27 protein-coding genes are annotated in these 25,746 nt (G+C 53.9%); 3 read left to right on the top strand and 24 right to left on the bottom strand.

The genetic code is table 11. The annotated features are described in order from the left end of the window. Positions 1-20 precede the first annotated feature (20 nt). The 18 genes from rny to KNP84_RS10255 all read right to left on the bottom strand — a co-directional run bounded on the left by rny (position 21) and on the right by KNP84_RS10255 (position 18,521). The gene (rny, locus tag KNP84_RS10340) at positions 21-1,583 is read right to left on the bottom strand and encodes a ribonuclease Y (protein WP_029595337.1); all 1,563 of its coding nucleotides are present in this window, start codon (positions 1,581-1,583) and stop codon (positions 21-23) included. Between the two features lie 187 nt (positions 1,584-1,770). Then, complete coding sequence (recA, locus tag KNP84_RS10335; protein ID WP_021067612.1) at positions 1,771-2,820, bottom strand: recombinase RecA; 1,050 nt, start codon at positions 2,818-2,820, stop codon at positions 1,771-1,773. A 76-nt stretch (positions 2,821-2,896) separates the two neighbouring features. After that, entirely contained in the window at positions 2,897-4,123 is a 1,227-nt protein-coding gene (locus KNP84_RS10330; RefSeq protein WP_215114742.1) for a competence/damage-inducible protein A, read from the bottom strand. 68 nt (positions 4,124-4,191) lie between these two features. Then, complete coding sequence (pgsA, locus tag KNP84_RS10325; protein WP_021067614.1) at positions 4,192-4,770, bottom strand: CDP-diacylglycerol--glycerol-3-phosphate 3-phosphatidyltransferase; 579 nt, start codon at positions 4,768-4,770, stop codon at positions 4,192-4,194. Between the two features lie 31 nt (positions 4,771-4,801). Beyond that, positions 4,802-5,653: a helix-turn-helix domain-containing protein gene (locus tag KNP84_RS10320; protein WP_241764584.1), complete on the bottom strand. Its 852-nt coding sequence runs from the start codon at positions 5,651-5,653 to the stop codon at positions 4,802-4,804. Positions 5,654-5,701: 48 nt separating this feature from the next. Then, positions 5,702-6,478: a YmfK family protein gene (locus tag KNP84_RS10315; protein ID WP_021067616.1), complete on the bottom strand. Its 777-nt coding sequence runs from the start codon at positions 6,476-6,478 to the stop codon at positions 5,702-5,704. Between the two features lie 97 nt (positions 6,479-6,575). Next, positions 6,576-7,271 (bottom strand): elongation factor P 5-aminopentanone reductase, encoded by a 696-nt coding sequence (ymfI, locus tag KNP84_RS10310; RefSeq protein ID WP_021067617.1) that lies wholly within the window; start codon positions 7,269-7,271, stop codon positions 6,576-6,578. Further along, positions 7,268-8,527, bottom strand: a complete 1,260-nt coding sequence (yfmH, locus tag KNP84_RS10305; RefSeq protein WP_215114741.1) for an EF-P 5-aminopentanol modification-associated protein YfmH — start codon at positions 8,525-8,527, stop codon at positions 7,268-7,270. The genes ymfI and yfmH overlap by 4 nt, the downstream gene beginning before the upstream one ends. Then, positions 8,524-9,762: an EF-P 5-aminopentanol modification-associated protein YfmF gene (gene yfmF / locus KNP84_RS10300; RefSeq protein ID WP_215114740.1), complete on the bottom strand. Its 1,239-nt coding sequence runs from the start codon at positions 9,760-9,762 to the stop codon at positions 8,524-8,526. The genes yfmH and yfmF overlap by 4 nt, the downstream gene beginning before the upstream one ends. Positions 9,763-9,770: 8 nt before the next feature. Next, positions 9,771-10,322, bottom strand: a complete 552-nt coding sequence (locus tag KNP84_RS10295; protein WP_021067620.1) for a cob(I)yrinic acid a,c-diamide adenosyltransferase — start codon at positions 10,320-10,322, stop codon at positions 9,771-9,773. Between the two features lie 53 nt (positions 10,323-10,375). After that, positions 10,376-12,079, bottom strand: a complete 1,704-nt coding sequence (locus KNP84_RS10290; protein WP_058763840.1) for a sensor histidine kinase — start codon at positions 12,077-12,079, stop codon at positions 10,376-10,378. Beyond that, entirely contained in the window at positions 12,079-12,795 is a 717-nt protein-coding gene (locus tag KNP84_RS10285; protein ID WP_021067622.1) for a response regulator transcription factor, read from the bottom strand. The genes KNP84_RS10290 and KNP84_RS10285 overlap by 1 nt, the downstream gene beginning before the upstream one ends. 159 nt (positions 12,796-12,954) lie before the next feature. Then, the gene (gene ccsB, locus KNP84_RS10280) at positions 12,955-14,139 is read right to left on the bottom strand and encodes a c-type cytochrome biogenesis protein CcsB (protein WP_215114739.1); all 1,185 of its coding nucleotides are present in this window, start codon (positions 14,137-14,139) and stop codon (positions 12,955-12,957) included. Continuing rightward, positions 14,139-15,686, bottom strand: coding sequence for a cytochrome c biogenesis protein ResB (gene resB, locus KNP84_RS10275; protein WP_021067624.1), 1,548 nt, complete (start codon positions 15,684-15,686; stop codon positions 14,139-14,141). The genes ccsB and resB overlap by 1 nt, the downstream gene beginning before the upstream one ends. 19 nt (positions 15,687-15,705) lie before the next feature. Further along, the gene (locus KNP84_RS10270) at positions 15,706-16,287 is read right to left on the bottom strand and encodes a redoxin domain-containing protein (RefSeq protein ID WP_021067625.1); all 582 of its coding nucleotides are present in this window, start codon (positions 16,285-16,287) and stop codon (positions 15,706-15,708) included. Positions 16,288-16,423: 136 nt separating this feature from the next. Then, the gene (locus KNP84_RS10265) at positions 16,424-17,182 is read right to left on the bottom strand and encodes a pseudouridine synthase (protein WP_021067626.1); all 759 of its coding nucleotides are present in this window, start codon (positions 17,180-17,182) and stop codon (positions 16,424-16,426) included. Further along, positions 17,183-17,776, bottom strand: coding sequence for an SMC-Scp complex subunit ScpB (gene scpB / locus KNP84_RS10260; protein WP_215114738.1), 594 nt, complete (start codon positions 17,774-17,776; stop codon positions 17,183-17,185). Next, positions 17,754-18,521, bottom strand: coding sequence for a segregation and condensation protein A (locus KNP84_RS10255; protein WP_214835134.1), 768 nt, complete (start codon positions 18,519-18,521; stop codon positions 17,754-17,756). The genes scpB and KNP84_RS10255 overlap by 23 nt, the downstream gene beginning before the upstream one ends. 78 nt (positions 18,522-18,599) lie before the next feature. Between KNP84_RS10255 and KNP84_RS10250 the strand changes: the two genes are divergently transcribed. Then, the gene (locus KNP84_RS10250; RefSeq protein WP_214827307.1) at positions 18,600-19,070 is read left to right on the top strand and encodes a DUF309 domain-containing protein; all 471 of its coding nucleotides are present in this window, start codon (positions 18,600-18,602) and stop codon (positions 19,068-19,070) included. Positions 19,071-19,081: 11 nt separating this feature from the next. Here the strand turns inward: KNP84_RS10250 and KNP84_RS10245 are convergent, their stop codons facing one another. The 6 genes from KNP84_RS10245 to xerD all read right to left on the bottom strand — a co-directional run bounded on the left by KNP84_RS10245 (position 19,082) and on the right by xerD (position 24,310). Beyond that, entirely contained in the window at positions 19,082-19,438 is a 357-nt protein-coding gene (locus tag KNP84_RS10245; protein ID WP_021067630.1) for a GNAT family N-acetyltransferase, read from the bottom strand. An 89-nt stretch (positions 19,439-19,527) separates the two neighbouring features. After that, positions 19,528-19,968, bottom strand: a complete 441-nt coding sequence (locus KNP84_RS10240; protein ID WP_021067631.1) for a peptidylprolyl isomerase — start codon at positions 19,966-19,968, stop codon at positions 19,528-19,530. A gap of 114 nt (positions 19,969-20,082) precedes the next feature. Next, entirely contained in the window at positions 20,083-21,384 is a 1,302-nt protein-coding gene (locus tag KNP84_RS10235; RefSeq protein ID WP_214756568.1) for a pyrimidine-nucleoside phosphorylase, read from the bottom strand. Positions 21,385-21,412: 28 nt separating this feature from the next. Continuing rightward, positions 21,413-22,222, bottom strand: coding sequence for a purine-nucleoside phosphorylase (locus tag KNP84_RS10230; RefSeq protein ID WP_021067633.1), 810 nt, complete (start codon positions 22,220-22,222; stop codon positions 21,413-21,415). 13 nt (positions 22,223-22,235) lie between these two features. After that, entirely contained in the window at positions 22,236-23,402 is a 1,167-nt protein-coding gene (gene deoB / locus KNP84_RS10225) for a phosphopentomutase (protein WP_215114737.1), read from the bottom strand. A 23-nt stretch (positions 23,403-23,425) separates the two neighbouring features. Next, positions 23,426-24,310 carry a site-specific tyrosine recombinase XerD gene (xerD, locus tag KNP84_RS10220; RefSeq protein WP_021067635.1) on the bottom strand — a complete coding sequence of 295 codons (885 nt, stop codon included), beginning with the start codon at positions 24,308-24,310 and terminating at the stop codon, positions 23,426-23,428. A 225-nt stretch (positions 24,311-24,535) separates the two neighbouring features. Between xerD and KNP84_RS10215 the strand changes: the two genes are divergently transcribed. Further along, entirely contained in the window at positions 24,536-25,534 is a 999-nt protein-coding gene (locus KNP84_RS10215) for an ROK family transcriptional regulator (RefSeq protein WP_215114736.1), read from the top strand. A gap of 11 nt (positions 25,535-25,545) precedes the next feature. Then, the gene (locus KNP84_RS15310; protein WP_285800466.1) at positions 25,546-25,671 is read left to right on the top strand and encodes a hypothetical protein; all 126 of its coding nucleotides are present in this window, start codon (positions 25,546-25,548) and stop codon (positions 25,669-25,671) included. Positions 25,672-25,746: the final 75 nt, after the last annotated feature.

The following is a 25,746-nucleotide window of genomic DNA, read 5'->3' as shown; positions in this document are numbered from 1 at the left end:
GGAGAATGTCTCCGCTCTTGTTACTTCGCATAATCGACGGCACGCGTTTCGCGAATGACCGTCACTTTGATTTGGCCTGGATAGTCAAGCTCATCTTCGATCCGTTTACAGATGTCGCGGGCCATCTTGTTCGCCACGACGTCATCGACGACGTCTGGGCGGACGATGATCCGGACTTCACGTCCCGCTTGGATGGCATATGACTTCTCGACTCCTTCGAACGACTCACAGATCGCTTCGAGGCGCTCAAGGCGTCGGATATAGCTTTCGAGCGTCTCTTGACGGGCTCCTGGACGCGCCGCTGACAAGGCGTCAGCCGCTGCGACGAGAACTGCGATCGTCGATGTCGCTTCGACGTCCCCATGGTGCGAGGCGATCGAGTTGATGACGACCGGATGCTCTTTGTACTTCGTGGCGAGCTCGACACCAATCTCGACGTGGCTGCCTTCGACTTCATGGTCGATGGCTTTCCCGATATCGTGGAGGAGACCCGCTCGCTTGGCGAGCGTGACGTCTTCCCCGAGCTCGGCGGCCATCATGCCGGCGAGGTGGGCCACTTCGACCGAGTGGGCGAGCACGTTTTGACCGTAACTCGTCCGGTAACGCATTCGACCGAGCGTCTTGACGAGGTCCGGGTGGACGCCGTGGATGCCGGCTGAGAATGTCGCTTCTTCCCCGTATTCACGGATGCGTTCATCGACTTCACGACGTGATTTCTCGACCATCTCTTCAATGCGGGCCGGATGGATCCGACCGTCTTGAACGAGTTTTTCGAGCGTCATCTTGGCGATTTCACGACGGACCGGGTCGAATCCAGACAGGATGACCGCTTCCGGCGTGTCATCGATGATGAGGTCGATGCCGGTGAGTGTCTCGAGCGTGCGGATGTTACGTCCTTCACGTCCGATGATGCGCCCTTTCATCTCATCACTCGGCAAGTTGACGACTGATACGGTCGTCTCGGCGACGTGTTCGGCCGCATAACGTTGCATCGTGAGAGACAAGAGGTGTTTCGCTTTTTTATCAGCTTCTAATTTTGCTTTTTGCTCGATTTCTTTTTGAAGGAGAGCAGCATCGTGAAGCGCTTCCTGCTTCGCTTCGTCCATGATGATGGTCCGTGCTTCTTCTTTCGACAAGGCTGCCACGCGTACTAGTTCTTGGCGTGCCTCCTCATATAATTCCTCCACTTTGCTCTCGAGCGTTTCCGCTTCACGCTTCCGTTTCGCGAGTGCAGCCTCACGTTCATCCAACGCGTCTTCTTTCCGTTCAAGCATGTCTGCTTTCCGGTCGAGAAGCTCTTCCTTTTGGACGAAACGATTTTCTTTCACTTTCTGCTCTTCACGTCGTTCGCGCAATTCTTGTTCGGTTTCATTGCGAAGTTGAATCATCTCTTCTTTTACTTCAAGCCGTGCTTCTTTTTGCATCGCTTCCGATTGTTGTCGCGCTTGCTCTACAATCTTGGTCGCTTCCGTCTCGGCACCTTGAATCTTCGCTTCGGCGATCGATTTACGCACAAAAAAACCTGCAACAAAAGCTATCGGCAAAAGGAGGATCAGAATAAGCTCTAATAGCCATTCCATCATGTTCACCTCCCTTTCGCAAGGTTATTTTATTTTTTCATGAATGAAAACGCGAGCGAGCCCGCGTATAGCTTTATTGTACTTATTTACCTGTTAGAATGCAATGCACGGACAGGATAGAACTACCAATTCATCAAAAAAATTATACTAAAAAAATCTCGCCTGAACCATGTCAGGCGAGAAACGTTACTTACTCTTCGTCTAAAAGTGAGAGGACGTCATCGTTGTCAGCTTCGACTGTGACCGTCTTTTCACCGTTGAGACCGTAGTGGTCGCGAATCCGTTCTTCGACCGATGCGGCCACCGACGGGTTCTCTTTCATATACTGCTTCGCGTTCTCACGGCCTTGACCGAGACGCTCTTCGTTGTACGAGTACCACGCGCCGCTCTTTTGAACGATATCGAGGTCGGCCCCGATGTCGATGAGCTCGCCTTCACGCGAGATTCCTTCGCCGTACATGATATCGACTTCTGCCGTCTTGAACGGTGGCGCGATCTTGTTTTTGACGACTTTGATTTTCGTCCGGTTCCCGACCATGTCTTGACCTTGTTTGAGCGTTTCAGCACGACGGACTTCGAGACGGACCGACGAATAGAACTTGAGGGCACGACCACCAGGTGTCGTTTCCGGGTTACCGAACATGATTCCGATTTTCTCACGGATTTGGTTGATGAAGATGACGATTGTCTTCGACTTGTTCGTCGCACCAGACAATTTACGGAGCGCTTGGCTCATGAGGCGGGCTTGAAGACCGACGTGTGAGTCTCCCATCTCCCCTTCAATCTCGGCTTTCGGAACGAGTGCCGCAACCGAGTCGACGACGAGGATATCGACCGCACCAGAGCGGACGAGGGCTTCCGCGATCTCAAGGGCTTGTTCCCCTGTATCCGGTTGTGATAAGAGCAACTCATCGATGTTGACGCCCAAGTTTTGTGCGTATTTCGGGTCGAGCGCGTGCTCGGCGTCGACGAAGGCAGCTTGTCCGCCGCGCTTTTGAACTTCAGCGATAGCATGAAGCGCCACCGTCGTCTTACCTGACGATTCAGGTCCGTACACTTCGATGACACGACCACGTGGATAACCACCTGCACCGAGGGCGATGTCGAGGGCGATTGAGCCTGACGGGGTCACCGAAACTTGCTGATCTGTATTTTCACCGAGGCGCATGATTGAGCCTTTACCGAATTGTTTCTCAATTTGGCGTAATGCCATTTCTAACGCTTGTTTACGATCACTCATAGATTAATGAGCCTCCTTTGATTGATACTTTCATTATAAGCGAAGCGAAGACGATACACAAGTTTTTTGCGAACGTTTATTCGCCTTTTTTCATTTGTTGCAGGAGCGCCCACATTCCGTCTTTCGTAGCCCGGGCTTGAATGACATGCCGCTCTTGATGCGGGTAATCACGTTCGATCACGTCAATCCCGTCCGGTGACCGGATGCCGATGAACACTTTTCCGACCGGCTGACCCGAATTTGACGTCGGACCGGCCTCGCCGGTGAACGCCAGCCCATAATCCGTTCCGGTCTGACGAGTCAGACCGAGGATCATTTCAAAGGCGACTTCTTTTGAGACGACCGAGTGTGAATCAATTGTATCAAGGGACACCCCTAAAAACCTATTTTTTAGCTCGTCGGAGTACGTGACGACTCCGCCCTTGAACACCGAGGATGCTCCTGGAACGGCCGTGAGCATCGCTTGGGCTTGACCGCCCGTGAGCGACTCGGCAATCGACAGCGTCGCCTTGCGCGCTTGTAACTCGTGAATCAGCCGTGCGGCGAGCGTATCCTCGTCTGAACCGAAGTAATAGTGACCGACCCGCGCCAAAATATCCTGTTTGACCCGTTCAATCATCTCCCGCGCCACGGTCTCAGTATCGGCGCGGGCGCTGATGCGCAGTCGTGCCTCGCCCGACTCGGCGTACGGGGCGACCGTTGGGTTCGACCCGGTCATCAAATCGACGACGGCCGCGTCGAGCGCCGACTCACCGATTTCATAAAAGCGCAACGATTCAGAGACGATGGTCATCCCGCCGAATTTTTCTGGGAACGTGGCGTCGACGATCGCTTTCATCTCCCACGGGACACCCGGTAACAACAGCCATGTCGGTTCGTCCTCGATCCACATCCCGGGCGCGAGACCGACCGGGTTGGTGAGCACTTCGGCCCCGGTTAAGACATCGGCTTGCCGCGCGTCCCCTTCGTTCGGCTCGCGTCCTCGCGAGGCGACGAAACGATGGATCGTCTCGAGCGATGCCTCGTCACGGATGAGTGGGCGACCGAGCACCTCGGCGAGTGTCGTCTTCGTGATATCATCCGCCGTCGGCCCAAGGCCGCCAGTGACGATGACGAATTCACTTCGTGATCGCGCATGTTCGAATGTCGCTCGCAAACGTTCCTGATTATCTCCGACGACTACATGATACAGCACGGACAACCCATATTTCGACAGCTGTTCTGATAAGTAACGGGCGTTCGTGTTCGTGATTTCCCCTAAGAGCAGTTCAGAGCCTACCGCAATGATTTCGGTGCGTTTCATCCAAATTCCTCCTCCCAATAAAAAAACGAGCTGTTCGGCCAAGCTGAACAACTCGTCTATGCCGATGGTTACATCGACTTTACAATGATCTTATAGTTTTGTGCGAAATATTCGGCCCCTGAGTAAATCGTCAAGACGAGCGCGAGCCACATGGCCCATTCGCCGAACGGGATGCCGACATAGCTGAAAATCGGGTTGCCGAACAGCAGGAAGATGATGGCAAAGAGTTGGACCCATGTCTTCGCTTTGCCCGACTTCCCGGCCGCAACGACGATTCCTTCATCGGCCGCCACGAGACGAAGTCCCGTCACCGCGAACTCACGCGAGAGAATGACGACGACGACCCATGCCGCGACGAGATCCATCTCGACGAGCAGGACAAGTGCCGCCGTGACGAGTAGTTTGTCAGCGAGCGGATCCATGAATTTCCCAAAGTTGGTGACCAAGTTGTGCTTCCGGGCGAGATGCCCGTCAAGCCAGTCAGTGATAGCGGCAATCGTAAAGATGACCGCGGCGATGAATTGATGGAGCGGTACGTCCGCCCCGAGGAAAGCGATGTCTCCCCAATCAAAATCTACGGCGAGTAAGACGACGAACACGGGGATGAGCAACACCCGTAACATCGTCAAACGGTTAGGTAGGTTCATCGAGAACTCCTCCTCTAGAAGGAGAGTCAACTTATTCTGCGTCGACTCTCTTTACAAATATATTTTGTGTGACCGGCGAGTCGGCTAATTCAAGCTCCCGGCCATTGACAACAATTTTCTCGACCCCACCGATCAAGCCGATTCGGATGCGAAGCGTATCCGTCTCCGCGTCCTCGATGACAATCGGGTTTTGTTTCGATTGGTTCGGATATTCCGGAGCGAGGAACGCTCCCTCGAGTGAGGTGTCCCGAACACCGACATATGTCGCCGGCGACTCTTTCACATGAATCTCCGTCGTCAGTTTATCGGCCGTCGCGATCTCATATGTGAGGTCTGCCCCGTTCGTCGACGCGACCGCAATCGGTCCCGTCTCTTCTGCCGGTTCTTCTTCGACCGGTTCTTCAGCCGGCGGTTCTTCTTCGACCGGCTCTTCTTCCGGCACGTCCTTGTTTTGATCAATGGTTACACCCGAGTTCGTCTGTTCAGTCGGTGACGCGTTTTGGTCGCCGAAATCAAGGTTTCGGACGACGTAATAGACGGCCGTCATCAACAGGAACGCGACGAGCACGAGCATGACTTTCGGTACCCAACGCGAGACACGGCTCGACGTCTCGGACGCTTTCGAATAGGTTTGCTTTCGCGATAATTGAACGGTCGGTTGCGGCTCGATTTTCGGCAAGTCTTTCGCATACGTCTCGTACAGTTCATCGACATCAAGTCCTAACGATTCCGCATACGTTTTAATGAACGCCCGTGCATAGAACGAGCCAGGGAGATTTTTGTAATCACCTTCCTCGATCGCGATGATATAGCGTTTTTGAATCTTCGTCGTCTGCTGGATTTGGTCGAGCGTCAAACCGCTCGCCTCACGCCTTTGTTTCAAAAAAGTCCCTAGTTCTGTCACAGGGGTCCACACCTTCCATTCAAGTAGTTATTCAAACCATTCTGCCTCACGATGTGTCTCTTGAGGAATGATAATCTCCTCATCTTGTGAGTTCCTCAGTTCGATGATGTAATCAAAGTCTTCGAACACGCAATCGGTGTTGCGCACGTATAGGTCCGGATGCTCGATGACTTTCACGGACGGCAACCGCATGACTTCTCGAATCAATTGACGATGGCGTTCATCCATCGTCCGCGTCGAGACGGCACCGTCGATGATATAGACGTGGTCCCCTTCGCGTTCTTCTTCGAACAGCGAGGTCCGCACCGTTTGCTTCATGAGCGTCGATGACAGGAACAGCCAGCGCTTGTTCGCACAGACGCTCGCCGCAACAATCGACTCGGTCTTCCCGACACGCGGATTGCCGCGCACCCCGATCAACAAGTGCCGTTCTTCTTTCATCAGTTCGGCGACGAAGTCGACGAGGACACCTAAGTCCTCGCGGACGAATTTGAACGTCTTCTTGTCGTCATTGTCGTGCTCGATGTAGCGCCCATGTCGAATCGCGATTCGGTCGCGAAGCTTCGGTCGCCGGAGCTTGATGACGACGATGGCTTCCATCTTGCGCAAAATATGTTCCAGACGATGGACGTGATCCGCGGCCGGGGCCTTTAACAGCATGCCGCGGCGCTGGAGATCGACGCCGTTAATCGTCACGATTGAGATTTGAAGCATCCCCATCAGGGAAGCGATATCCCCCAGGATACCGGGCCGATTTTGGCAAAGTTCATATTCGAGATACCATTCTTCGAACTTATGATCCATCTCGTCCACCCTTTCCGATGTGTGCTCGCTACCTTGTTCATTCTAAATTATTTTAGAAGAATTGAAAAGAACTCGTTTCAGTCGTGGCGACAAAGTTTCACACCCAACCGCCATCGATACGGAGCACGGCACCGGTCATATAGGCTGCAGCCGGGGAGCAAAGGAAACGAATCGTCTCCGCCACTTCTTCAGGTCCGCCTAACCGGCCGAGCGGAATCTCCTCACGGGCCGTTTGTTTCGTCTCTTCTACCGTATCATTCATCGGAGTGTCAATCCACCCCGGTGTGACCGCGTTGATACGGACATGAAACGGTCCCGCCTCACGCGCGAACGCTTTGACGAATCCGAGTTGGGCGGCCTTGACCGTCGAATAGAGGACTTCCCCGGCCGCACCGACCTCACCCCAGACGCTCGAGACGACGACGATATCTAGGGGGCGGTCGTACGCTTTTTGCCCGACGACGTGTTGCACGAGCCGGACCATCGAGCGGACATGAATTCGGTACAGCCGATCGAGTTCGAGGAGCGACTGGTCGACGAGCAACCCGTAGGCATGATTGCCGGCGACGTGGATGATGCGGTCGACCGGTCCGAGTGTGTCGAGCCAAGCCTCGAGCCCGGCCTCATCATCGAGGTCACACGTGACGACGTCAGCCGTCAGTCCTTCGCTCGCGACGAACGCACGGAGCGATTCCGCCTGCGTATGCGCCTGCAAGATGAGGTCATCGTCCCGGAACGACAGGGCGACGGCACGACCGATTGCCCCGCTCGCTCCCGTGATGAGCGTCGTCACGGCTTCTTGACGATGCAGACGGTCCGTTGATCGGCTTGGAATAGACGGTCATACGCGGCGTACAGATCGTCGAGTGAAATCGCATCGAGCAGATCAGGGATGTCGAACATATTACCGCCACTGAGCGCATAGCGTGAAAACTGGTTAGCGATGAACTCAGGTGAGTTGAGCGCCTTCAAAAACTGCCCTTTCATCATGCGCTTCTTGCGATCGAGTGTCTCGACGCCGAGTTCGAGCGGACGCTCGAGGGCGGACGTAATCCGATCGACGAACGTCTCGACGTGTGGCGTCTCCATCGACAGGACGGCGAAGGCGAACGTCTCTTCTGACGTATAGTCGAACGAGAACGCGTCATCAATCAATCCTTCGGCATACAGTTCCGCATAGAGCGGTGCCGTCGTGTCGAACAAGGCGTGCATGAGGAGCTCGACGATGAGCTCTTGCTTCATGCCAGCCTTACCGGTAAGCGGCATGTCCTTATACCCGATCATCACTTTCGGCACCGAGACGTCCATCTCGATGATGCGTTCGGCTAGATGCACCGTCTCCGGCTCCTCGATTTCTTCCCGCGCTGTCAACAGCGGCTGTGGGAACGTCTTCGCCGCCTGATTGGCGGTGATTTCCGCGAGGATGGCGTCCGGGTCGATATTCCCGACGACGAACAGCACCATGTTGCTCGGATGATAGAACGCTTGGTGGCAACGATACAAATCGTCCGCCGTGATGGCACTGATCGAGTCGATCGTCCCGGCGATATCGATTTTGACCGGGTGTTCGACGTACATCGCCTCAATCAAACCGAAGTAGAGCCTCCAACCTGGATTGTCTTGATACATCTGAATCTCTTGACCGATGATGCCTTTCTCTTTTTCGACCGATGCTTCTGTAAAGTACGGCGCTTGGACGAAGTCGATTAACGTCTTCAAGTTCTCACTGACGTTCGACGTCGCACCGAACAAATATGCCGTCCGGGTGAACGACGTGAACGCGTTCGCCGACGCACCGAGGCGTCCGAATTGTTGGAACACGTCGCCGTCCTCTTTCTCGAACATCTTATGCTCGAGGAAATGGGCGATCCCGTCCGGTACGTCGACCCAGTCCTCTAGCTTGAACCGACGATCAATCGACCCGTATTTGGTCGTGAACGTGGCGTACGTTTTCTCATAGCCGGTCTTTTTCAATAAGTAAACCGTCAATCCGTTCTCGAGGACGGTATGATGAAGCGTCTCTCCGACGTTTGGAAAATCGAGTTTCATGCGGTTCCCCCCTTTAAACAATAGACGGCCTGTAGCGTCAATCGGTTCGCGAGCGCGGCCACGTCTTGACGCGACGTCCGTTCGATAATCGCCATCTCTTCGTCGAGCGAGAACGGACGGATGTCCGAACCGCTCATCCAAGCGATCAATTGGCGCGGATTATCGCCGAGTTGACGACGCTGATGGAATAACATCGCTTTCGTCTGTTCGAGCGTCTCATCCTCGAACGTGCCGGCTTGAAGGTCGGCTAGCTGGTCGGCGATAATCGCCTCGGTCTTGGCCTGGTTCGAGGCATCGATTCCGGCGTAGACGAACAACATCCGGCTGAGCGAGCTATACTGCGAGGCCGCGTAATAGGCCAAGCTCTCTTTTTCACGGACATTCATGAACAGTTTCGAGTGCGGGAAGCCGCCGAATAAGCCGTTGACGACTTGCATCCGGACGGCGTCCTCACTTCTCGGGTCGATGTCGACTTGATAGGCGAGGTGCAACTTGCTCTGATTGATGGCTTGATGTTCCTCGAGCCGTTGAAACTCACGGTCGACCGGCTGGGGATACTCCCGAACGAGACGTTCTCCGAGCCCTTCGAGCGGGGCGAACGCGTCCGTCACTTGTTCACGACTGACGTCTCCGACGACATAAACGTCGACGCGGTCGTGACGGATCATCGATTCATACGCCTCGAACAACGTCCGAGGTGTCACGTGCTCCAACTGGTCAAGTGTCCCAAGCGATGGGATGGCGAGTTCTCCGCCGAGCAGCTCTTGCAGACGTTGTTGGGCAAAGCGCATCTTGTCATCGTATACCGATTCGATTCGTTGACGCAGGAGACGAGCCTCTTGCTCGACGATGAGCGGTTGGAACGCCCCGTCATAGGCGTTCGGACGAAGCAGCACTTCCTCGAGCAGTTTGATGGCTTGAGCGAGCACCGGTTCGCCGACGAGTTCATCGTTCACGACTTCAAGCTGGAACTGGATGATATGCTCTTTGCCGACTTTCGAGGCCCCGGCGTACAGGCTTGCGTCATACAGTTGTTCGAGCGGCGTGTGGAACAGTTCGATCGACGGATAGGCTTCCGTCGCCTTCTCCATCACATAAGGCAACAAGGCGCGGGCTGCAATCGTCTCAGGCGACAATGGCGCCGCGAACGAGACGAGACATGTCGTCGTCTTGAATTTTTGGGTCGGGTAGACCGAATAGTGCAATCGCTGTTGAAATTGTTCGATTCCTTTCATAACTGGATCTACTCCTTCTTCTTTTTCGTTTTAAAGACATCGGCACCGCGGGCATATTCTTGGTCGGGCACACCGGCCACGACGTTGGCGTAACGGGCCGCAGTAAATAAGTAATCACTCAATCGATTGTAGTACGGGAGTTGACGGACGGCCGCATCGACATTGACAAGTTCTCGTTCGACACGGCGACAGACGGTGCGCGCCACATGCAGGCTTGCCGCTCCGACACTGCCTCCCGGCAAAATGAACCGGACGAGCTCAGGACATTTGGCCTCAAGCTCGTCAATCCACGTCTCAAGCTCCGTGACGATTACTAAATCGACTTGTTGCGGCGGGTCTTGTTTATACATCAGCTCCGAGCCGAGATCGAACAAGTCGTGCTGGATTCGTGTCAATTGGGTCCGGAGCGTCTCGTCCGTCTGATGGGCGAGCGCGAGACCGATCTGACTGTTCAACTCATCTAACAGCCCCATCGCCTGGATGTGGGGATGGACTTTCAAGACGCGTCCACCAATGAGCGACGTCTCGCCCTTGTCCCCGCCTCGTGTGTACAGTTTCATGTCATTTCCTCCTTTATGCCACAAATGGTGACCCATAGGAGTCACCATTGTCGTTATGCCTGCGGTTGCGTGTACGGGAGACGGATTGTGAACGTCGTCCCTTCGTCGAGCGCGCTTGAGACGTCGACCGTGCCGTGATGGGCATCGATGACGTTCTTGACGATGGCGAGACCGATTCCGGTACCCGCCTTGCCGCCGCTCGTCCGTGCTTTATCCGCTTTGTAAAACCGTTCGAACACGAACGGTAAATCTTCTTTCGGGATGCCGCTGCCCGTGTCGGACAGACGGATCATGAAGCCGGTCTCTTCTGCGCTCGCTTCGAGTCGAATCGAACCGGACTCGGTATGTGCGATGGCATTGCCGATCAAATTCGTGAACACTTGTTCCAATCGGTCCCCGTCCGCCTCAATCGTGTGACGCGGAGCCTCAGTCGAGAGGGTGATCCCTTTCTCGTTCGCCATCTGGTTGAACTTGCGCATGACGCGCGGTAAAAACTCACCGAGGTCGAACGTTGCGAATTGCATCGTCTCTTTGCCTGATTCAATCCGTGCCAAGTCGAGTAAATCGTTGACGAGACGGGCGAGCCGGAGTGACTCATCATAGATGATGGACGCGAATTCTTTCGTCGCATCATCACTCTCGGTCATGCCGTCGATAATCGCCTCGGAATACCCTTGGAGCGTCACGAGCGGGGTCCGGAGTTCATGGCTGACGTTGGCGACGAAATCAGTCCGCATCTTGTCGAGGCGATGGCTCTCCGTCGTGTCACGGATGACGACGACGGCCCCTTCGAAATCGTCCTCGCCAAGAAGCGGTGTCACGGTCAACGTGTAATAATGGTCGTGCTGTTTCACTTCAATCGTCTTCTCCGGAGCCCCGGCGACGACGTCCTCATAGAGCGACAACACGACTTCGTGCGGTTGCTCGTCAATGAGGAGCGGTTGGGCTTGAGGATTCGTCACGATGACGTTCGCATGGCGGTCGAGGGTGATGACCCCATCGGCCATCGACCGTAAAATCGAGGCCAATTGTAGCCGTTCCCGATCGAGCGCGTTCACATACGTCGACAGCTGGCTGCTCATCGCGTTGAACGAGCCGGCCAGTTCGCCGATCTCATCGTTCGACTTTTGAACGAGGCGCAGGTCGAACTGCCCTTCCCCTGTCTTGTTGACGGCGTCGCGCATCTCCCGGAGCGGTGCCGTGATGCGCGTCGATAAGAAGAACGCGAACACGGTCGTGACGATGATGGCCGAGGCGACCGTCCAAAAGATGATCGTCCGGGCCCCTTCGTTCGCACTCGAGATCGCATCAAGTGGTTCAATCAAATAAAGCGTATACTCGCCCGTCTCGAGTGAGAACGTCGTCCGGTATGCGAGCGCGGCCTGGTCGTCAAACGACGAGAAGTTCCCGATCGACGTCTCTCCGACAGCTTGATACGCTTCCCAGTCTTGACGTCCGAGTTCGGTCATGAGCCCATCGACTTCGGTCCCGAAATTCGAGCGGACCGTCCCGTTCTCCAATATATAGTTGGCGCCGTACACTTCGATGATTTGATCAACCGTCCGCGATGCGTCCCCTTCTTGGAGCAGTACGGATTGAACTTGTCCCCCGAGTTTGGCCAAATGGCCTCGTTCCTGATCAATATGAAACGAGTTGAAAAACTCGAGCATCAGAACGGAGACGATGAACAAGATAAGACTGACCAACACGAGAATCGTCAACCACAGCTTTGTGACGATGCTATTGCGGCGAATCATCACTCACTGACGACTTCGAACTTGTAACCGACACCCCATACCGTCGTAATCATGTGCGCGGCTTCTGGAGAGACCCGGTTCAACTTTTCCCGGAGTCGCTTCACGTGTGTGTCGACCGTTCGAAGGTCTCCAAAGAATTCATAGTTCCAGACCTCTTTTAATAGCTGTTCCCGTGAGAACACTTTGTCAACTTGCTTGGCCAAGAAGAACAACAATTCATATTCTTTCGGCGTGAGCGCAATCTCTTCTCCGTCGACCGTGACACGGTGCGCGTCGTTATCGATCGTCAAATGCGGGAAGACGATTAAGTCTTTTGATTTTTCAGCCGTACGTAAATATTTGGTCGATCCTGAACGGCGGAGGAGCGCCTTGACGCGTAGGACGACCTCACGCGGGCTGAACGGTTTGACGATATAATCGTCGGCCCCGACCTCGAACCCTTGGACACGGTCGACTTCTTCCCCTTTCGCCGTCAACATGATGACCGGCGTCGCTTTCGATTTGCGAAGTTCGGTACACACCTCGACACCGTCCATTTTCGGCATCATCAAATCGAGCAAGATGACATCGAAATTATGCTCGAGGGCGAGCTGTAACGCCTCTTCCCCGTTCGTCGCTTCGACAATCACGTACTGTTCCCGTTCCAAATACATTTTTAATAGGCGGCGAATTCTTTCCTCGTCGTCGACCACTAAAATTTTTGTTTTATTAGCCATCCACTAAACCTCCTAATCGAACCATTACAAGATGTAGCGATTGTTGCACAATTGTGAACATTTCGCTCTCTTTCATAACTATACCACTCTATTATTTGGCTTCACAACGGTCAGTTGATAGCGCCATGAAAAAAGAAGCCACCGGAGTGACTTCTTTGTTTACGCATATGAATGCAAACCGGCGATGACAAGGTTGACGAAGACGAGGTTGAACATGATGACGGCGAATCCACCGACACAGAGCCAAGCCGCTTTCGTTCCCGTCCAGCCACGCTGGATCCGCATATGCAAGTAATAGATATAGATGAGCATCGTGATGAGCGCCCACACTTCTTTCGGGTCCCAGCCCCAGAAACGGTTCCAGGCGATTTGGGCCCAAATCATGGCGAAGATGAGGCCCCCGAGAATGAACACCGGCAAGCCGATGGCGATCGAACGGTAACTGATCTCGTCAGCGAGGTCGAGGTCGACCTTTTTCGCGAGCGGCTGTAACGCCTCGGCGACGCGCTTGCGTAAGATGACGAAACGGAGCAGCACATAAATCACAGCGCCGGCGATGACCGACCAGATGAGTGTGTTCAATTTCAACGTGTTGATGAACGTCGGCAACTCGAGTGACAAGCCGCTGGCACCAGAGACAAGTTGCGCCCCTTCCGGTACGAACAGCATCGGCATGAAGTACTCATACGACTCTTGCGTTCCGCGATCGTTCGTGAACTCGACGACGCCACCGGCGCCAATCGCCTTGAAGAGCATCGAGACGAGAATGAAGCCGAGCGTACACATGAGTACGAACATCGTGACTTCAAGCCACGTCCGAGACTTCGACTGCTCGCGCATCGATGTCTCGTTTAGCAAGAAGATGAGGCCTGATGCAAAGCTGATGGCCAGAATCCCTTGTCCGAGCGCTGCGGTCGTGACGTGAATCTTCAACCAGACACTGTTCAAGGCTGGGATGAGCGGTGCCACTTCGCTCGAGAACATCGAGGCGAACGCGATGACGAGCAACGCCACCGGCATGGCGAACAACCCGAGCACATCATTCTTATAAATGCCATACACGACGAGGAAGCCAAGCACCATCATCATTCCGAAGAACGTCGTGTATTCGTATAGGTTCGATACCGGCGCATAGCCGACCCCAACCCACCGTAAAATAAAATATCCCATTTGGGCAATAAAGCCGGTGACCGCCAGAATGAACGCATACTTTCCATAGGCGATACGGTTGACGTTGCGGTCTTTGCGCATCCCGCTGACCGCGATCGTGAACAACACGGTCGCGACGGCGTACAGGATGAACGCGATGAAGAGCAAACGACTGCTCCACTGAATCCACTCCATTATGATTCCCCTCTTTCATTGGTTGAGTTGTCGTCTGTCTTTTTTTCAAACCGTGCCTGATCTTCCCAGATCGGCAGGCCATGTTTCTCTAGGAGCGGTGTGATTTCGCGGTTAAGTGAAGATGGGTTCTTGTTCGTGAAACCGGCGACAAGCACGTCCGTCTCGCCGTGACGGCGAATCCAGATGCGACGGTGCGGCCAATACATACCCATCACGATCCCGACCATGAAGATGATTCCCCCGACGATTAACACTGGATACGTCGAGTCACTCTTGACGCGAAGACCGCTCGTGCTCGCCATCTCCGTCCCGGCGAATTGGACCGCATAGCGATTCTCCTCGTCGGCGACGTTCAAGCGAATCCCGATCAAGTTCGATTCGGTCGTGCCGTCCGGTGTGTCAATCGCCATGAAAAAGGCCGGGTTGAGCGCCCGTGGCGATTTCGTGTTCGGCTGGCCGTCCTTGACTTCAAAGTCCGGGTATAAGTCGTTCAGTTTGACCGTGACGTCACCGAGGTCGTATGTCGTCTCCGGATTCGTCAAATCGACCGTGAACGGTCCATACACGTCGCCTGTCTCTTTATCAGCGACGTTGAATGACATTGACAAGAACTCTGGACGACTCGAATACTGTTCTTGATACACTTCATATTTTTCAAACTTGAACGGATGGTTCACTTTCGTCGAACCGGTATCGACTTCCTCGAGTTGCGGCGATCCGTCCTCGTTCGTTCCGGTCTTCTTGAACAGCGTCAATTCCGTCTCATAGTTTTTTGGGACAGCACCCGCTTTTTCGATTGCCTCGGCAAACTTCGCATCTTCGGCGTTGTTTTCCGGATCATACATCTCTAAAATAAATTGATCGTTGCGGAGATAATATTCATCATCCGTCGCCTCGAGCGGAACCGTATCGCCTTCGCGCACCCATTCGAGCGTGTCCGTATGGAATGCCGGAAAGACGCGTAGCATCGCCCCGATGAAGAAGATGACGAGCCCGATGTGGTTGACGTATGGGCCCCAACGGCCAAAACGGTATTTTTCGGCGAGTAAGGCGTCGCCGTCACGCTTCACTTGATAGCGCTTCGCTTTTAAGGCGTCGCCGAACGCATCGATTTGTTCGTCCGAGCCTTTGCCTTCCCCAATCAGACGTTGTCCGCGCATGAAGCGATCGGTACGTCGGACCGGCTGGTTTTTCAACGCTTTATATAGCGGGAAAAATCGGTCGATTGACACGACGATGAGCGATAACGTCAGCATGACGATCAACGTGATGTACCACCACGATGTATAGAGGTTATGGAATCCTAACGTGTAATAAATCGTTCCCGGTGTCCCGTACTCGTCCGTATAATACTGGCTCGCCGGCAACTGTTGCGGAATATACATCTCTTGCGGGAAAATCGTTCCGATCGCCGATCCGACGATGATGAGCCCGATGAGCCATAGACCGACCTTGACCGATGCAAAAAAGCTCCACACCCGGTCAATCCATGACCGTGGACGACGCTTCGATCGTAAATCGGCGCCGTCGTATTTCATATCTAGCATATGTGCGCCCCCCGTTCGCTTACAATGACTTCTCGGCCAACTCCATCAGTTTCTCTTTCGTGAGTTCACCTTCGTACTTTTCAATCACTTTGCCATCGGCATCGATGACGAACGTGACCGGCAAGTTATAAATCCCGTACGCCTTCTCGACTTCGCTGCGCGTGTCCATCAAAATCGGATAGTCGAGCTTGACGCCGAGGTCGTTCACAAAGTTATCGACTCGGAGCGGTGTCTCACCGACATTGACCGCCCAAAAATCGACGCCCATGTCTTGAAGGGCCGCATAGTTGTCCTGGACGACCGGCATCTCTTTCTCACACGGTTCACAGAACGTGCCCCAGAAGTTCACGAGCAGCCCTTTGCCGTCGTATGTCTCGCGCTCGACCATCGTCGTCCCGTCTAAACTGACGAGCTTGAAGTTCGGCGCATCGTCACCGGCCTCGACCCGTCCGTCGTTACCGGCTTGTTCAATCAATTGCATGATGACGACCGCTCCTGCGAACAGGACCATCGTCATGATCATGAGCCGCCAAAATGACCGTTTTTTCTTATGGGCCATCGCCTGATTCATGCGATCACCCGACTTTGTTTCTTTCGTCATGAGTTCACACCATCCTTCAGTTGTTATTGTACTGAAAAAACACCAAAAACGCACATTAACAGACTTTTTTCATCTTTTTGTCACACAATCTCCACAAACTAAAAAATCATCCTATCTCAGGACGATTTTTTAGTTGTTATTTTTTCTTTTTCTTGCCTCGTTGTACAGGGGGTACGGTCGGGTTGGCAAGTTCACGCAACTTGGATACTTCTTTGCGTGACAGTTCACGCCATTCGCCCGTGGTGAGACCGTCGAGCGTCAAGAAACCGAACTGTTCGCGCTTCAATTTGATGACTTCCGAACCGACTGCTTCGAGCATGCGGCGGATTTGACGGTTATGGCCTTCCGAGATGACGATTTCTAGAATGGCCGAGTTTTTCTTATGGTCGACCGTCTTCATCTTCACTTGGGCACTGCCCGTCTTATATCCGTCATCGAGCTCGACGCCCGACTCGAGTTGTTTCATCGCGATATACGAAGGAATGTTCTTCACTTTCGCCACATAGCGTTTCGGGATTTTGAACTTCGGATGGGTCATCATGTTCGAGAACTCTCCATCGTTCGTCAAGATGATGAGTCCCGTCGTGTTATAGTCCAGACGTCCGACCGGGAAGACACGTGATCCGGGTGGGACGAGGTCGGTGATGACTTTACGACCTTTATCGTCTTCGACCGTCGAGACGTAACCGCTCGGCTTGTAGAGGACATAGTAGACATGCTCTTCTTGTTCGATTTTCACACCGTCGACTTCGACTTCAGACTTCGGTCCGACTTTCGTCCCGAGTTCGCGCACGACTTTCCCGTTGACGCGGACCCGTCCATCTAAAATCATTTCTTCGGCTTTGCGCCGTGAGGCGACACCTGCTTGGGCAATCACTTTTTGTAAACGTTCCATTTATTCATTCTCCAATCTATCTTGCATAATCGCAGACGGCTGGCCGAAGAACAAATCGCCTTCGTCCGAGAGCTCGTCTTCAAACGTTAATGGGGGCAATTCATCAAGTGAATTAAACCCGAAATGGTCCAGGAAATGCTCGGTCGTGCGGTACAACTTGGCCCGTCCGATCGTCTTGGCCCGGCCTGCCGACTCAATCAAACCTTTTGATAACAGCGTATGAATGACGCGTTCGACTTTGACGCCCCGAACTTCTTCGATATCGGCCCGGGTGACCGGTTGCTTGTACGCGATGATGACGAGCGTCTCCATCGCGGCCCGAGACAACGCTTGTTCGGCCATCGTGCCGACGTAACGCTGAATATACTTGGATACCTCGGGGACCGTCACGAGCTTGTACACGCCCGCCGATTCAATCAATTGGAACGGGCGACCGGAGTCTTTAAACGATACTTCTAGCTTACTCAACTGTTCTCGGGCGGCGGCTTCCGAAATGTCGAGCGTATCCGCGAGGGCACGCACTTCCATCCCTTCTTCGCCGACGACGAACAGTAGACTCTCAATAATCGTTTCATAAGACAGCAACGGCTTCATTCCTTTCCTTTGATGATTCGACGAACGAGATTTGAATGTCCCGTTCTTCTTGTTTGGTCGTGACGACACGCAACTTGATTAGCTCAAGCAACGCCATGAACGTGACGACGAGGTCGGAGACATCGGGCCGCTCTTCAAAAAACGAAAAGAACGAGGTCGTCCCTTCTGCCGAGACATGCTCATGCAACCGCGTCATCTGCTCCTCCAGCGTCCGTTCTTCGCGTTTGATCGTCTTCTTGCGGCGTTCTTTCCACCGCTTGCGCTCGACCATCTTCGAATAGGCGTGCAACAAGTCCGAGAAGTTGAGCGGTCCGTCGTACGGTTGGACGAGGTCGGACATATAGCGCGTCAAATCTTCGCCCGGACGGCTGTACAGTTCGAGCCGAGACTCTTCCTGCTCGCGCATGAACACAACCGCTTCTTTATAGGCCTTATATTCAATCAACTGTCGAATCAACCCTTCGCGGGTCGGTTCTTCGCCGAAGTCAGGAATGTCATCCTCTTCGACCGGTACCGGTGGCAACAGCTGCTTGCTCTTCAATTGGAGCAACGTCGCCGCCATGACCAAATACTCACTGGCCACATCGAGCTCAAATTTTTGCATCGTCCGGATAAAGGCGACATACTGGTCCGTGACCTCGGAGACAGAGATGTCCGCGATGTCGAGCTCCATCTTGCCGATCAAGTGGAGCAGCAAGTCGAGCGGACCTTCGAACGTATCGATTTTGACGTTGTACGCTTCCATAGAGACACCTGCCATTTACATTTTTGCGCTTTAGTATAACATGTTTTGTAGTACCGTGACCACGAAAGGAGAAATTTGATGTCAACGCCTTTAATCCAGTATACGCTCTTGTTTGAATGCCATGCCGATTATTTCGAATGCCACGAAGTGCTCGAGGAAGCATGGCAAGACGGAGGCCGTCAAGATTTAGGTTACGCCGCCTTGATTCAGTACGCCGTCGCCCATTACCATGCCCGCCGCGGCAATACGGCCGGGGCGAAAAAGAGCATCGCGGCGTTACAACAGAAACTTGGGCTGGCCGCGACCGAGCTCGAGGGGCACGGCATCGATGTGGAAACGTTCGCCGAGGATTTGGAGTGTTGGCCGCTCCCCGAGACGCTGCCGCTCGACAAATCGACGCGCCGACAAATCGAGCGCTTGAAACCGACATTCGAACCGACCGCGCTCACGTTTGACGAGCTCGTCCATAAACATATGTATCGAGACCGGACACCGGTCGTCACCGAGCGGCTCCGGGCGCTCGAGGCACGCAAAAAAGCTAGGCGCTGAGCCTAGCTTTTTTAGATGACGACTTGATTCCATTTATCGAGCAAGTCCCCGGTCTTGCCTTGACCGACGAGCTTCAAGTCGAGCGGCAATAAGTTCCGGGTCTCATCGAGCAGTTCATAAGAACGTTTCTCGCCACGGAACGACGGAGACAACGCAATATGATGGATGAACATCGTCGTCTCTTGTTGCTCCATCCCGATGATCCCGACGAAGTCTTCCCCGACTCTCCAGAGATAAAGGAATTTGGCAGGGTCTTCTTCGTAGGACCGGACGAGTTCGAGCAAGGCGAGCGGAGATTTGTCGCTACATGAGAACGCGAGCAAGCCCATCGCCGTCTTTTCGTACGATTGTTTATATTTCACCAGCATCGCTGGTTTCACCACCTTTAGTCATTCATGTTTCACTAAGTGAACACGTGAGAGACATGGCTCATTGTGTCATAACATTCAGGCAGAAATCAATTCTCGTCCCAAACTTTGACTTCGGCCATCTTCGTGCCTTGACGAAGTTTGACCGCGTGCTCGAGGCCAGACGTCACTTTTCCGAAGACCGTGTGGACGCCATCAAGGTGCGGTTGTGGCTCATGGACGATAAAGAACTGTGACGAGCCCGTGTTGCGTCCAGCGTGCGCCATTGAGAGCGAACCGGCTTCATGCTTGTACGGGAATGACGTCGACGTCTCACATGGGATCGTGTAGCCTGCGCCGCCCATGCCTGTGCCTTCTGGGCAGCCGCCTTGGCTGACGAAGCCTGGGATGACCCGGTGGAATGTCAAACCGTTATAGAAACCGCTGTTCGCGAGCTTCTCGAAGTTTTCAACCGTGATCGGTGCCGCATCGTGGAACAAATCGAATTCGATCATTTCGCCGTTCTCTAATTTCATTGATCCTTTTTTCATATCAAGTTACCCCTTTATGTTCATATTGTCTTTCTCACTCACACATTGCCCATTCTATCAAAAAAAACCGTCTGTCTCCACTATTTTGTGGAAACAGACGTTCTGACTTGCTACTTACTGGATGACAGCGTGGACGAGTGGACGGGCCGTCGGCTCTGTCGCACCGATCGTATACGCGTGGTCCATCCGCTCGAGCGCAGACGTCATATCTTCTTTGTTCGAACGGAGCACGGCGATCACGTCACCGGCTTCGACCTTGTCACCGACTTTCTTCTCGAGCGTGATACCGGCCGCAAAGTCGAGCTGATCATCTTTTGTCGCCCGACCTGCGCCGAGGAGCATCGCTGCCACACCGACTTCGTCAGCGATAATCGACTCGACGTAACCCGCTTGTTTCGCGACGAACGTCGTCTCATACTTCGCTTGCGGAAGTTTCGACAAGTCATCGACGAGCGACGCGTCGCCACCTTGTGCCGCTACGAACTGACGGAACACTTCGAGGGCATGACCATCCGCCATCCGTTTCTCAAGGTCAGCGTACGCCTCGTCGAACGTTGGATAGAACTCGCCAAGTACAGCCATATGGCCGGCGATCGTGAGGGCAATCGTCTTCAAGTCGTTCACGTCTTTGCCCGATAGGACTTCGATCGCTTCTTTCACTTCATTCGCGTTCCCGATTTCGAAACCGAGCGGCTGGTCCATGTCCGTGATGACGGCGACCGTTTGACGGCCGACGTTCTTCCCGATGGCGACCATCTCTTCAGCGAGCGCTTTTGCATCATCGAACGACTTCATGAACGCGCCTGAACCCGTCTTGACGTCGAGGACGATGCTGTCGGCACCGGCCGCGATTTTCTTCGACATGATCGAGCTCGCGATGAGCGGGATTGAATCGACCGTCGCCGTCACGTCACGGAGTGCGTAAAGACGTTTGTCGGCAGGCGTCAAGTTACCCGTCTGACCGATGATTGACATCTTGATATCGTTTACTTGCTTCGTGAACTGTTCTTCCGTCAACTCGACGTTGAAGCCAGGGAACGATTCGAGCTTATCGATTGTCCCGCCCGTGTGGCCGAGACCGCGCCCGCTCATCTTCGCGACCGGAATGCCGATTGACGCGACGAGCGGAGCGACGATTAAGCTGATTTTGTCACCGACACCGCCGGTCGAGTGTTTATCGACTTTTTTACCTTGGATGTTCGAAAGATCGATGACGTCACCAGACTTGACCATCTCCATCGTCAAGGCTGCCGTCTCTTTCTCTGTCATGCCGTTAAAGTAAATCGCCATTGAAAGGGCAGACATCTGATAATCAGGAATCGTCTCGTTCGTGAAGCCTTCGATGATGAAGCGAATCTCCTCTTCGTTTAATTCGCCACCGTTACGTTTTTTCAAAATCAAATCGACCATGCGCATAAGTTTCGTCCTCCTAATTGGGTAGTGGTTACATGCTTTGAATCGTGCCGCGTACGAGTGAAAGGAAGTCTTGGCGGACGCGTTCTGTCGTCTCGATGACCTCTTCATGGTTGAGCGGTTGATCTAAAATCCCGGCTGCCATGTTCGACACGCACGAGATGCCGAGCACACGCATATCCGAATGACGGGCCACGATGACTTCAGGTACCGTCGACATGCCGACGACGTCGCCGCCGAGGAGGCGTGCCATCTTCACTTCGGCTGGTGTCTCATATGTCGGACCTGTGTTTCCGAAATAGACGCCTTTTTGAATCGAGAGGCCGAGCTTCGCAGCGACACCTTCCGTCAACGTGACGAGCTCTTTATCGTACGCTTCTGACATATCTGGGAAACGTGTCCCGAAGTCGCTCGCGTTCTTGCCGATGAGCGGGCTCGTGCCGAAGAAGTTGATGTGATCCGTGATGATCATCAAATCGCCCGGGTTGAATGACTCATTGCAAGCACCAGCCGCGTTCGTGACGATAAGCGTCTCGACACCGATCAATTTGAGGACGCGGACCGGGAACGTGACTTGTTCCATCGAGTAACCTTCATAGAAATGGAATCGTCCTTGCATCGCGACGACGCGTTTTCCTTCGAGGTCACCGAAGACGAGTTGTCCAGCGTGTCCTTCGACGGTCGATACCGGGAAGTGCGGAATGTCCTCGTAAGGGATTTTGACCGCGTTTTCAATTTCATCAGCGAGGACGCCGAGTCCTGAGCCGAGGATGAGTCCGATTTCTGGTGTTCCGTTCATGCGTTCCTGTAAAAATGCCTTTGTTTCGTTCCAATTTACCATGAGTAGTGCCTCCTCAAATTTCGTTTAAGAAACTCTTTCCGTGTACTGGTGCATCGACATCGAAGTTATCCGCGACTGTGGCGCCGATGTCGGCGAACGTTCCTCGAATCCCGAGGTCGACTGCTGTCGCGCCGTGATGATGAACGATGAGCGGCACGTATTCACGCGTATGGTCCGTGCCTGGTGCCGTCGGATCGTTCCCGTGGTCGGCCGTGATGATGAGCAAGTCGTCTTCACGCAACTTCTCCATCACTTCTGGTAGACGGGCGTCATACTCTTCAAGCGCGATCGCATAGCCTTCTGGGTCACGGCGGTGACCGAAGAGTGCGTCAAAGTCAACGAGGTTCAAGAAGCAGAGTCCTTCGAAGTCTTCATCGAGCGATTCGACAAGCTTGTCCATCCCGTCCATGTTCGACTTCGTCCGAATCGCTTTCGTGACGCCTTCGCCGTCGTAAATATCGCTGATTTTCCCGAGGGCGATCACGTCTTTCCCGGCCGTCTCGAGCGTGTTCATGACCGTCTTGCCGAACGGTTTGAGCGCATAGTCGTGGCGGTTCGACGTACGGACCCAAGCGCCAGGTGTTCCGAGGAACGGGCGGGCGATGATGCGACCGAGCATGTACGGGTCTTCGCGCGTGATTTCACGGGCGTATTCGCAGATGCGATACAACTCGTCGAGCGGGACGACTTCTTCATGCGCCGCGATTTGAAGCACAGAGTCAGCCGACGTGTAGACGATCAAGGCGCCCGTGTTGAAGTGTTCTTCACCGAGCTCATCCAAAATCTCTGTGCCTGATGCCGGCTTGTTGCCAATGATGTCACGACCGCTGAACTCTTTGAGACGATTGATCAAGTCATCCGGGAACTCTTCGAAGACGCGAAACGGCGTATCGATATGAAGGCCCATGATCTCCCAATGGCCGGTCATCGTGTCTTTACCTGCTGAAATCTCTTCCATGCGTCCGAAGGCGCTAGGCGTCTCCGATGATTCGATTCCTTCAATCGGTTTAATGTTCGACAAGCCGAGACGGCCCATATGCGGCATGTTTAAACCACCATGCTCACGGGCGATATGTCCGAGCGTGTCCGAACCGACGTCGCCGAACTGATCGGCATCCGGGGACTCCCCGATTCCGACCGAGTCCATGACGACCAAGAAAATACGTTTAAATTTCTTCACAAAAAGTTCCTCCTTTGGTGTCGTTACGCACGCGGGTGATGTTTTCGATAGACATCATGAAGTCGTGCCTTATTGACATGTGTGTAAATTTGAGTCGTGGAGAGGTCTGCATGCCCGAGCATCTGTTGGATGGCCCGAAGGTCGGCGCCGTTCTCAAGCAAGTGTGTCGCGAACGAATGCCGGAGCACGTGCGGCGTGATCTCTTTTTGAATGCCAGCCTCTTTGGCCCGTCGTTTAATCATCTTCCAGAATCCTTGACGACTGAGCCGGCCGCCACGTCCGTTCAAGAACAACGCCTCGGTCTCCCGACCACCGAGCCCGTTACGCGCCTGCTGGATATAGCGTTCGACAAAACTTTGGGCGACCGATGACACCGGGATAATCCGGGCACTCTCGCCTTTGCCTTCACACTGTAGATACCCCAATTCGAACTGTAAATCATCCAAATCGAGCCCAAGAAGTTCACTGACGCGCATGCCCGTGCCGTAGAGCAGTTCGAGCATGGCCCGATCGCGCAGCGCAAGCGGGTCTGACGTCGGAACGCTGTCGAGTAACCGCTCGACTTCGTCTTGCGACCACGTGTCCGGCAGATGGCGCTCTGCTTTCGGCGTCTCTAAATAGAGCGCCGGGTCAGTCGTTGCCCCACCCGTCATCTTTAAATGATGATGGAACGTCCGAATCGAACTGACGGCCCTCCGCAATGATGAGGCGGCCCGACCGGCTTGCGACAACTCTTCCATATGCTTGACGATATGTGCCCGCGTGACTTCATTCCATTCGGTCACCCCGAGTTGGGTCAACGTCGATAAGTACTGGGTCAAATCGCTCGCATAGGCTTGTCTCGTGTTCGTTGACATTCGTTTTTCTACCGTCATGTACTGCAAAAATGACTCGACTTGCGAACGCATGACATCCCCCTCCTTTCTCGTTACACCTGAATACGCTTACATCATATCACTTATGTAAACCGTTGTGAAGACGTCTGACCTCATTTTTTTTAAAGCTTTTTTGTGACGGATTTTGGTGAGGTTTTTACGCTTTCCTTCCGATTGGGGGCTTACGAATCTCGTCACAATTTGATACACTCAAGTCGACTTATTAAACCAATTTAAAAAGTTAGGAAGGAGTCGTCCATGGACCAGACCACTACTAATCTGACGGTCGCCGTCAGACGGCAACTCGTCTTGAACGGCCGCTCGACCGTCGCCGCCATCTCGGAGGCGACCCGGCTCAGCTTTCCGACCGTCAAGAAGCAGTTAGAGCAGTTGATGCAAGCCGGTGAAGTGTTCGAACACGGATTTGAGGACTCACGCGGCGGACGCCCTGCCAAACGTTACATCTATAATGAGCGGTTCACGCACGGATTGACGCTATACGTCGAGAAGACGGTCGTCCGCTATCGTCTCATCGATTGCAAAGGCGCAACGATTGACGACGGGACGCAAATGATTCTAGACGGGGACCACCTTGGTGCGCTCGGTGCGGTACTCGATCGACAGTTGGACCAGACCTCCGACGTGAGTGCGATCTCCATCGGTGTCGCGGCGGCCGTCGCGGACGGGACGGTCATCTTCGCCCCGGACTATCCTACGTTCGCACACCTCGACTTGAAACATTGGGTCGAGTCACGCACCGCTCGCCCTGCCGTCATCGAGAACGACATGAACGCGGCTGTCTATGGATACGGACACACGCACGAACTCACTGGCGACCAGTCAATCGTCTACATCTATCTGGGAAAAAACGGACCCGGTGCCGGGATTCTCATCAACGGACAGCTCATCCGTGGAAAGACCGGGTTCAGCGGGGAGATCTCGTTTCTACCGCTCTATGACGACTCGACGTTTCATGACCGGATAGCGAGTGAGCGGTCGGCCCCGGCCCCATTGTCGGACGCCGCGCTCGATGCGCTCGGTCGGCTCGTCGCGACCTTCACCGCGACACTCAATCCGCACGCCATCATTTTTTCGGACGTCGATCTCGTCGATACCGAGTTGGAGGGGATTCGGCACGCCTGCCAGCGTCATATTCCGGCGGCTCACACCCCAGATTTATTGATCGGCATATGGGAGGAAGATTATTTCGCAGGCTTAGCTCGACGTTGCGTCGGGTTGATCCTTGAATCGATTTGAAGAGGTGAACTATGACAGGATTTTTATTATTGACCGTGATTTACATTGCCTTTATCAGTCTTGGCCTGCCCGACGCCTTGCTCGGTGTCAGTTGGCCGTTGATGCACGTCGAGTACAACGCCCCTAGACTGACCTAGCGAAATGAGACACTAATAAAAACACCTTGATTAGGCTGCCATCCCACCGTATTTTATCGGTGTGAGGTAGCCTAA

This window comes from Exiguobacterium sp. s70, assembly GCF_018618315.1.
In the GTDB taxonomy this organism is placed as follows: Bacteria; Bacillota; Bacilli; order Exiguobacteriales; family Exiguobacteriaceae; genus Exiguobacterium; species Exiguobacterium chiriqhucha.
Note: the sequence above shows the minus strand (reverse complement) of the source record. Positions and strands in the feature narration are given on the sequence as shown.

Bases quoted from the DNA above. Each gene is read 5' to 3' on its own strand.
- KNP84_RS10250 (WP_214827307.1), top strand. From the start codon at position 18,600: ATGTCAACGCCTTTAATCCAGTATACGCTCTTGTTTGAATGCCATGCC.
- KNP84_RS10235 (WP_214756568.1), bottom strand. From the start codon at position 21,384: ATGCGCATGGTCGATTTGATTTTGAAAAAACGTAACGGTGGCGAATTA.
- KNP84_RS10230 (WP_021067633.1), bottom strand. From the start codon at position 22,222: ATGGTAAATTGGAACGAAACAAAGGCATTTTTACAGGAACGCATGAAC.
- KNP84_RS10290 (WP_058763840.1), bottom strand. From the start codon at position 12,079: ATGATTCGCCGCAATAGCATCGTCACAAAGCTGTGGTTGACGATTCTC.
- yfmH (WP_215114741.1), bottom strand. From the start codon at position 8,527: ATGAAACTCGATTTTCCAAACGTCGGAGAGACGCTTCATCATACCGTC.
- rny (WP_029595337.1), bottom strand. From the start codon at position 1,583: ATGATGGAATGGCTATTAGAGCTTATTCTGATCCTCCTTTTGCCGATA.
- KNP84_RS10330 (WP_215114742.1), bottom strand. From the start codon at position 4,123: ATGAAACGCACCGAAATCATTGCGGTAGGCTCTGAACTGCTCTTAGGG.
- KNP84_RS10215 (WP_215114736.1), top strand. From the start codon at position 24,536: ATGGACCAGACCACTACTAATCTGACGGTCGCCGTCAGACGGCAACTC.
- KNP84_RS10270 (WP_021067625.1), bottom strand. From the start codon at position 16,287: ATGACGAAAGAAACAAAGTCGGGTGATCGCATGAATCAGGCGATGGCC.
- resB (WP_021067624.1), bottom strand. From the start codon at position 15,686: ATGCTAGATATGAAATACGACGGCGCCGATTTACGATCGAAGCGTCGT.
- KNP84_RS10315 (WP_021067616.1), bottom strand. From the start codon at position 6,478: ATGGATCATAAGTTCGAAGAATGGTATCTCGAATATGAACTTTGCCAA.
- KNP84_RS10240 (WP_021067631.1), bottom strand. From the start codon at position 19,968: ATGAAAAAAGGATCAATGAAATTAGAGAACGGCGAAATGATCGAATTC.
- KNP84_RS10255 (WP_214835134.1), bottom strand. From the start codon at position 18,521: ATGGAAGCGTACAACGTCAAAATCGATACGTTCGAAGGTCCGCTCGAC.
- ccsB (WP_215114739.1), bottom strand. From the start codon at position 14,139: ATGGAGTGGATTCAGTGGAGCAGTCGTTTGCTCTTCATCGCGTTCATC.
- scpB (WP_215114738.1), bottom strand. From the start codon at position 17,776: ATGAAGCCGTTGCTGTCTTATGAAACGATTATTGAGAGTCTACTGTTC.
- KNP84_RS10295 (WP_021067620.1), bottom strand. From the start codon at position 10,322: ATGAAACTGTACACACGAGGCGGGGACAAGGGCGAGACGTCGCTCATT.
- KNP84_RS15310 (WP_285800466.1), top strand. From the start codon at position 25,546: ATGACAGGATTTTTATTATTGACCGTGATTTACATTGCCTTTATCAGT.
- yfmF (WP_215114740.1), bottom strand. From the start codon at position 9,762: ATGAAAGGAATCGAACAATTTCAACAGCGATTGCACTATTCGGTCTAC.
- KNP84_RS10285 (WP_021067622.1), bottom strand. From the start codon at position 12,795: ATGGCTAATAAAACAAAAATTTTAGTGGTCGACGACGAGGAAAGAATT.
- pgsA (WP_021067614.1), bottom strand. From the start codon at position 4,770: ATGAACCTACCTAACCGTTTGACGATGTTACGGGTGTTGCTCATCCCC.
- KNP84_RS10245 (WP_021067630.1), bottom strand. From the start codon at position 19,438: ATGCTGGTGAAATATAAACAATCGTACGAAAAGACGGCGATGGGCTTG.
- recA (WP_021067612.1), bottom strand. From the start codon at position 2,820: ATGAGTGATCGTAAACAAGCGTTAGAAATGGCATTACGCCAAATTGAG.
- xerD (WP_021067635.1), bottom strand. From the start codon at position 24,310: ATGCGTTCGCAAGTCGAGTCATTTTTGCAGTACATGACGGTAGAAAAA.
- KNP84_RS10265 (WP_021067626.1), bottom strand. From the start codon at position 17,182: ATGGAACGTTTACAAAAAGTGATTGCCCAAGCAGGTGTCGCCTCACGG.